This is a genomic window from Brevundimonas sp. (assembly GCF_052436175.1).
Taxonomy (GTDB): domain Bacteria; phylum Pseudomonadota; class Alphaproteobacteria; order Caulobacterales; family Caulobacteraceae; genus Brevundimonas.
This window is the reverse complement of record NZ_JBQVNM010000100.1, coordinates 1-6,836: the sequence shown is the minus strand read 5'-3', so window position 1 is coordinate 6,836 and position 6,836 is coordinate 1. Positions and strand designations below refer to the sequence as shown.

Below are 6,836 nucleotides of genomic sequence, written 5' to 3'. Positions count from 1 at the left end.
GGCGTGGCCGATGCGGTCGGTGGCCGACAGGCTGACGCCCAGCATGTCCGTCACGCCCCGGCGGCCCAGTTGCTGGGTTTCCAGCAAGAAGGCGGCGGCGTCGAGCGTTTCCTCGTCCAGCAGAGGCGAGTCGTCGAACTTCGGACGGGTCGGCGGCACGGTCGAATGGAAGACCTGATCCCGGATACGCCAGTCCGCCGTCAGCGCCTGGCATTGCGCCCAGCCGCCCGTCCAGAGACGCGGCGCGGTCTCGCCGGTGGCCGCCATGGCGGTGCGGAAGCGGGTGTTGAACGCCGCCACGGGCGCCAGGCGCGCCTCGGCCGTCTGGCCCGGCTCGACATAGGTGGTCAGGCCGAAGCCGTCGGTGAACCAGTAGGCGCCGTCGCCCCTGTGACCGTTCAGATTGATCGCCCCGCGATCCTTGCCCGAGACGGCGAAGATGCGGCTCTGCGGGCTGACCGACTTCAGCCAGTCCGGGACCGCGGTCGCCTGAAGCTGGCCGGGACCGACGGGGCCGTTATCGGTGATTCTGCCGTGGGCCAGGGTGTTCTGCGGCGCGGCGAGGCAATAGACCTCATGGCCCGTCGCCGGATCGATCCAGTCATTGGCGGGAATGCCGGTTCCGGTCGGATGGCGGCCGGTCAGGACGGTCGAGTGCCCCGGGCAGGTCTCCGTCAGGCCGTGGGTTTGATAGCCGTTGGTCGAGACCAGCCCCTGGTCCGCCAGCCGACGCAGACCGCCGGTGTAGCGGCTGCGGTACTGGTTGAAGAGATTGGCGCTGAACTGATCCACCACGACGGTGACGATCAATGACGGCGCGGCCGCCTCCGCCCGGGGCCCAGCATCGTTAGCCGTCTGGGCCGACACGCCGGACGCAGCGAACAGGACCGACGCCGCACCGGCGATCACGGCGGATTTGAACGACTTCACCAGCGAACTCCGGAACACAGTAGCCTTCGCCCGGCCTTAGGCTCCGAGCGTTGCGGGACGATGACAGTCCCAGGAAGCGCCCTGCCTACCAGGCGCCGATCTTCTCGGCCTCGTGGTGGCTGATCGGGTGGCCTTCGGCCTTGTGATCCTGTTCGGCGAGGAAGCGGACCGCGTCCAGCGCCGCCATACAGCCCATGCCGGCGGCGGTCACCGCCTGGCGATAGATGTCGTCGGTCACGTCGCCGGCGGCGTAGACCCCTTCGATATTGGTCGCGGTCGAGCCGGGCTTGACCACCAGATAGCCGCCCTGCTTCGTCTCAAGCTGCCCCTGGAACAGCTCCGACGAGGGCGCATGGCCGATGGCGATGAAGACGCCGTCGGCGGCGATCTCCTGGGTCGCGCCCGTCTTGACGTTGGCGACCCGGACGCCGGTGACGTTGGAGCTGATCCCGTCCGACTGGCCGAGGATTTCCTCGACCGCGTGGTCCCAGACCACCTCGACCTTGGGATTGGCGAACAGCCGGTCCTGCAGGATCTTCTCGGCCCGGAACTCGTCCTTGCGGTGGACCACCACGACCTTCGACGCGAAGTTGGTCAGGAACAGCGCTTCCTCGACGGCGGTGTTGCCGCCGCCGACGACGATGACGGTCTTGCCGCGATAGAAGAAGCCGTCGCAGGTCGCGCAGGCCGAAACGCCGAAGCCCTGGTATTTCTGCTCGCTCTCCAGCCCCAGCCATTTGGCCTGGGCGCCGGTGGAGATGATGACTGTCTCGGCCAGCATCTCGGCGCCCGAATCCAGCTTCAGCCGGAAAGGGCGCTGGGACAGGTCGGCGGAGACGACGATATCTTCGATGACCTCGGTCCCGACGTGTTCGGCCTGGGCCTTCATCTGCTCCATCAGCCAGGGCCCCTGAATCACCTCGGCGAAGCCGGGATAGTTCTCGACGTCGGTGGTGATGGTCAGCTGGCCGCCCGGCTGGAGGCCGGCGATGATCACCGGATTCAGCAGGGCGCGGGCCGCATAGATGGCGGCGGTCCAGCCGGCGGGGCCGGAACCGATGATGGCGAGGCGGACAGAGCGAGGAGACTGGGTCATGACGCCCAATCTAGGCGCTGATTCCATGTTTCGCGACGCCCAAGCCCAGTCTCGGGCCTATTTCACCAACAGGCGTGTGCCGAAATAGCCGGCCAGGGCCGCGCCGCAGGTCAAGATCGTCCCCCAGGCGATGTCCGCCACGGTGATCGTCGTGCTCCAGGTCCGCAGCGTCGCCTGATTGGTCAGGTCATAGGTGGCATAGGCCACGAAGCCGAGGATGGCGCCGTTGATCGCCGCCGCCTTCCATGAGGCGTCGCGAAGGGCCGGCAGGGTCACCAGGGCCGTGATGCCCGCAATGTAGATCAGGTAGAAGGCCACGGCGGCGGTGAAGTTGACCTTGTCCGCCAGCAGGTCGCCGAGGATCGGTCGATACAGCTTCGGCCCCACGAGCGTCAGCCAGACCGCATCGATCGCCAGAAAGGCCACGGCTGAAAAGCCGTAGGCCGAGATTATCTTGATCATTGCCCGCTCCGCCTCATCCGATAATGGCTCACGCCCCAAACCTCGCCGCCGCTGTCGCCGAACAGGCCGGCCGTCGCCATGAAGAACCGCCGCCAGCGCCGCATCCACAGGGCATGGTCGTCGCCGTAGACCTCGGTCATCAGGGTGCGGATCTCGTCCTCGTTGCGGTCGAAATTCTCCAGCCAGAGGTCGGCCGTGCGCTGATAGTGTTTTCCGCTCCAGCGCCAGTCCTGCTCGACCTCGAACAGGTCGGCATACTGATGCATCAGGCCGTGGCTGGGCATGACCCCGCCGGTGAAGAAGTGCTGGGCGATGAAGTCGCTGTCATCCGAGACCTCGAACCGATAGGGCGCGTTGATGTGGCTGAAGACATGGATGAACATCCGGCCGTCCGGGCGGAGCCACCCGCGGGCGCGGGTCAGCAGGGCGCGCCAGTTGGCCATGTGCTCTAACATCTCCACCGAAACGATCCGGTCGAAGGTCCGGTCGGTCTGGAAGACGTTCATGTCGGCGGTGACGACCTCCAGGTTCGTCAGTCCCCTCGCCTGCGCCAGGGCGTCGATCTCGGCCTTCTGGCTGCGGGAGTTCGACACCGAGGTGATCCGGGACGCAGGATAGCGCTCGGCCATCCACAGCGACAGCGAGCCCCAGCCGCAGCCGAGCTCCAGCACGTCCTGGCCGTCCTGCAGGTCCGCATGATCACAGGTGAGACGCAGGGCGGCCGCCTCGGCCTGCTCCAGGGTCGCGTCCGGCGTGGGGAAGTAGCAGCTCGAATACTTGCGGTGCGGGCCGAGGCACAGTTCGAAGAAGCGCGCGGGCAGTTCGTAATGCTGCTGATTGGCGGCGTCGGTGTGCTCGGCCACGGGACGCTCCGCCATTTCGCGCGCAAAATCCGCCTCGGCGAAGTCCGGCGACCGATCCAGCCGCCGACGCGCATTGGCGACCAGCAGGGCGATGGCCGGGCGCGTGACGAAATCGGGGAAGGGCGCATCCTGCAGCCGGTTCACGCTATTGGCGATCAAACTCACGCAAGGCTCCTGAAACGAAAGAGAAAACGAAGGGGACGCCTCACCCGCCCGACGGCTCGAGCTGGGCCGTCGGCAGGCCGAGTTGCCCCATCCGGGCCGTCAGTTGCTGACGCTGGGCGGCGGACATGGTTGGGCTGCGCGACAGCAGGGCCGGGAACTTGCCGTCGGCCGTCGTGGCGATCATCCAGCTGTAGTCGGGCGCGATGTCGATGACCCAGTAGCGCTGGCGGATCAGCCCGCCGAAGAAGCTGGCCTCGAACTTGGCGTTGGTGCGGGTGTCGGTGACGCGGGCGCTGGTGTTGATGCGGCGCACCGGGCCGGTGCGCGATCCGCGATGGCAGGTCTGGGAAATCGAAAACCGGCCCGGCGCCGTCTGGGCCCAGACCTGGCTGGCCGCCCAGCAGTCGCGCTGATGGTCGTTCGGCGTGCGCAGGATCTCATGCCAGCGGCCCATGAACCGTTCGAGGTTCAGGGTCTGGCGCGGCTCCGGCGCCTGGGCCGAGGCCAGACCGGGCCAGCCGATGAAGACGGCGGCGACAAGGGCCAGAAAGGCGGCCTTGAACGCGCCGGGCGCGAGTCCCGTTTCCGTGGGCTGGCTCTGAACCCGCATGTCGTCGCCTCACATGGCGCCCCTGAAGGGCCGGTGCGAAGACTACGCGCAGCCTGGCCGTTTGGATGCGCCTTCAGACGGCGGGAATGGTGCGAGCGGCGGGGATCGAACCCGCAAGACCGAAGTCGACAGATTTTAAGTCTGCTGCGTCTACCAGTTTCGCCACGCTCGCATGGGGATCAGCGCCCCGCCGTCGCGGCGGGCCGCATGGCGCGGAAATCGACGTCGCTGTCGGCGGCCAGCCAGACCAGAGCGGTCCAGGCGGCGACGTTCTGGCTCAGCTGTTTCGGGTCGATCTTGTCCAGGGTGTCGTCGGCCGTGTGGTGCAGGTCGAAATAGCGGGTTCCGTCCTGGTTCAGGCCGAAGACTGGAACCCCGGCCTCGACGATGGGGCCGATGTCGGCGCCGCCGTGCAGTTCCGGGTCCGGCGACGGCAGGACGCCGATGGGATAAAGCACCCGCGCCGCGGCCTTGGCGAAGTCCGACCCTTGCGCACCGACCGGCAATCCGAAGGCGTAGACGCGGTCGGCGCCGAAGTCGCTCTCTCCGGTGAAGACGTGGTTCTTCAGCTCGTCGGGGCTGAGGCTGCGCAGATAGGCGCCGCCGCCGTTGCCGGTGTTGGTCGGCTGGGCCACCTCTTCCGAACCGTACAGGATCACGCGGACGGTGCGGGCCGGGGCGCCCCGCTCCATCATCAGCTTGGCGGCGGCGAGGGTGATGGCGCCCCCTGCCCCGTCGTCGATGGCGCCGGTGCCCAGATCCCAGCTGTCCATGTGCGAGCCCAGGACGATCACCTGTTCCGGATGGGTCCGGCCCGGCAGATCACCGATGACGTTCTGGGATTTGGTCTCATAGGTATGGGCGGTGGAGGTCAGGCGCAGGCGCGGCTTCTCACCCATATCCATCAGGCGGCTGAGCTGGCTGGCGTCGGGCCCGGACAGGGCGAAGCCGGGCAGTGGCACCTTGCCATCGATGTAGCGGGTGGTGCCGGTGTGGGGCATGCGGTGCATGTCCGAGCCGACGGACCGCATGATGAAGGCCGCCGCCCCCTTCTGCGCCGCCACGCCCGGACCGGCGCCGCGAATGCGGGTCAGGGGGCCGTAGCCGGAGCCGTCCTGCATGGGGATCAACTGGCCGGCGTCGACATAGGCGATCTTGCCGCGCAGCGACCCGTCGGGAACGGCCTGAAGCTCTTCCAGAGTGCGGAAGCGGACGACCTCGCCCTCGACCCCGGCGGCCGGCGTGGCGACCGAATGGCCGAGGGCCGCGACGACCAGATGCTGCGGGTTCGCGCCCAGCAGGGTGGCGCTCTCCTCGCCCCGCTCCCAGCCGACGAGCGGAAACTCCTGAATGCGGACGTTCTTGAAGCCTTGGGCGCGCATGTAGTCGGCCGCCCAGGCGGCGGCGGCCTGTTCCGAAGGCGACCCCGCCGGGCGGGCGCCGAAGCGGGTGGTCAGCTGGGTGACGTAGTCGAGGGCGATATTGGACTGCAGCGCCTGGTCGCGCAGTTGTTCCGCCGCGCGGATGGCCCCGGCGCTCTGGGCCTGGGCCGCGCCGGCGCCGAGGACGGCCAGGGCGCAGACGCCGGCCGACAGGAGGGAAGCAAGACGGACGGAGCGAACCACGGCGACCTCGAAAGACTCGAACGGAAGTCCGTCTTCTAGGCCCGATCAGCCCTCGCCGTCACCCTTGATATAGGGCTCGACCGGCCCCTGCATCTTGATGGTCAGGGCCTTGCCGCGACGATCCACGCGATTGCCGACGGCGAGACGCACCCAGCCCTCGGAGACACAGTATTCCTCGACATTGGTCTTCTCCTCGCCCTTGAAGCGGATGCCGATGCCGCGTTGCAGCAGTTCGGCGTCGTGGAAGGGGCTGTCGGGATCAACCGAAAGGCGGTCAGGCAGGGCGTCGGACATGGCGGAGACTCTTATCGCAGCGAGCCGGCTCCATAGCCCCTTGCGACCGGGCGCGACAACCCGTCCACTTGCACCAGGTGCGCGGCCTTCGCACATCTGGACGACGATGCGGGCCCCTCTGGCGTCGTCGCCATTCCCCCCGGCGATGACGCGATGTCGGATCGTCACGGATGCGACCGCATCCGATGCGTCGGCGCCCGGCGGCCTCCTCCCCGCTTCCGGGCGTCGACGCGCCTATCAACCCGAGGACCCTAATGCCCCTATTGATGTGCCCCAACGACAACGCCGCGATGCAGACGCTGGAACGCTCCGGCGTCCAGTTCGACATGTGCCCGAGCTGCCGGGGCGTCTGGCTGGATCGCGGCGAGCTTGAAAAGCTGATGGATGCGGCGAACGCCGAGGGGCGCGCCACGGCTCCCGTCCAGCCGACCTATGCGCCCCCGCCCCCGCCCCAGCCCCAGTCGCAGCCCTGGAGCCAAAGGCCGGACCATCATCGGTCTGACGATCGGGAGCGTTACCGTCGCGACGACGACGACTTCTATCGCAAGCGCAAGAAGCGGGACTCGATCTTCGACATCTTCGACTGAGGTCGGACGTCTGCCCTACTGAACCGACTGGCGGGGCGCCGGGGTGGAGGCCGCCGGCGCCGTCGAAGCCGCGCTTCCCGCCTGATAGGGCTGCGGGCCGCTGGCGGCGGGCGTCGATGACGAGGCCGCCGGTCGGTTCGCCGCCGGCCTGGTCGCCGCTGGACGGGGCGTAGGACGGCGCGCCGACGGAGCGGCCGCACGGGG

At 68.2% G+C, this 6,836-nt stretch carries 8 protein-coding genes and 1 tRNA gene; 1 reads left to right on the top strand and 8 read right to left on the bottom strand.

Annotated features, from left to right (window positions below):
• From ACT6QK_RS14615 to ACT6QK_RS14580, 8 genes are all read right to left on the bottom strand, one after another.
• Nucleotides 1-930 (bottom strand): alkaline phosphatase family protein (locus ACT6QK_RS14615; protein ID WP_444598554.1); only part of this gene is annotated, 930 nt, incomplete at its 3' end.
• A gap of 85 nt (nt 931-1,015) precedes the next feature.
• A complete protein-coding gene (trxB, locus tag ACT6QK_RS14610) occupies nt 1,016-2,026 on the bottom strand; it encodes a thioredoxin-disulfide reductase (protein WP_444598553.1) in 1,011 nt (336 codons plus the stop codon).
• A 57-nt stretch (nt 2,027-2,083) separates the two neighbouring features.
• Nucleotides 2,084-2,488, bottom strand: a complete 405-nt coding sequence (locus ACT6QK_RS14605; RefSeq protein ID WP_444598552.1) for a DUF2177 family protein — start codon at nt 2,486-2,488, stop codon at nt 2,084-2,086.
• The gene (locus ACT6QK_RS14600; protein WP_444598551.1) at nt 2,485-3,516 is read right to left on the bottom strand and encodes an SAM-dependent methyltransferase; all 1,032 of its coding nucleotides are present in this window, start codon (nt 3,514-3,516) and stop codon (nt 2,485-2,487) included. Before ACT6QK_RS14600 ends, ACT6QK_RS14605 begins: the two co-directional genes overlap by 4 nt.
• A 40-nt stretch (nt 3,517-3,556) precedes the next feature.
• Nucleotides 3,557-4,126 (bottom strand): lipocalin family protein, encoded by a 570-nt coding sequence (locus ACT6QK_RS14595; RefSeq protein ID WP_444598550.1) that lies wholly within the window; start codon nt 4,124-4,126, stop codon nt 3,557-3,559.
• A gap of 87 nt (nt 4,127-4,213) precedes the next feature.
• Nucleotides 4,214-4,298: transfer RNA gene (locus tag ACT6QK_RS14590), tRNA-Leu, on the bottom strand.
• Between the two features lie 7 nt (nt 4,299-4,305).
• The gene (locus tag ACT6QK_RS14585; protein ID WP_444598549.1) at nt 4,306-5,751 is read right to left on the bottom strand and encodes a M20/M25/M40 family metallo-hydrolase; all 1,446 of its coding nucleotides are present in this window, start codon (nt 5,749-5,751) and stop codon (nt 4,306-4,308) included.
• 45 nt (nt 5,752-5,796) lie between these two features.
• Nucleotides 5,797-6,045, bottom strand: coding sequence for a DUF3297 family protein (locus ACT6QK_RS14580; protein WP_444598548.1), 249 nt, complete (start codon nt 6,043-6,045; stop codon nt 5,797-5,799).
• Between the two features lie 254 nt (nt 6,046-6,299).
• Between ACT6QK_RS14580 and ACT6QK_RS14575 the strand changes: the two genes are divergently transcribed.
• Nucleotides 6,300-6,632 (top strand): TFIIB-type zinc ribbon-containing protein, encoded by a 333-nt coding sequence (locus tag ACT6QK_RS14575; protein ID WP_444598547.1) that lies wholly within the window; start codon nt 6,300-6,302, stop codon nt 6,630-6,632.
• Nucleotides 6,633-6,836 lie beyond the last annotated feature (204 nt).

What these genes read in the sequence shown, in the direction of transcription:
- trxB (WP_444598553.1), bottom strand. Translation starts at nt 2,026, where the DNA reads ATGACCCAGTCTCCTCGCTCTGTCCGCCTCGCCATCATCGGTTCCGGC.
- ACT6QK_RS14605 (WP_444598552.1), bottom strand. Translation starts at nt 2,488, where the DNA reads ATGATCAAGATAATCTCGGCCTACGGCTTTTCAGCCGTGGCCTTTCTG.
- ACT6QK_RS14595 (WP_444598550.1), bottom strand. Translation starts at nt 4,126, where the DNA reads ATGCGGGTTCAGAGCCAGCCCACGGAAACGGGACTCGCGCCCGGCGCG.
- ACT6QK_RS14580 (WP_444598548.1), bottom strand. Translation starts at nt 6,045, where the DNA reads ATGTCCGACGCCCTGCCTGACCGCCTTTCGGTTGATCCCGACAGCCCC.
- ACT6QK_RS14575 (WP_444598547.1), top strand. Translation starts at nt 6,300, where the DNA reads ATGCCCCTATTGATGTGCCCCAACGACAACGCCGCGATGCAGACGCTG.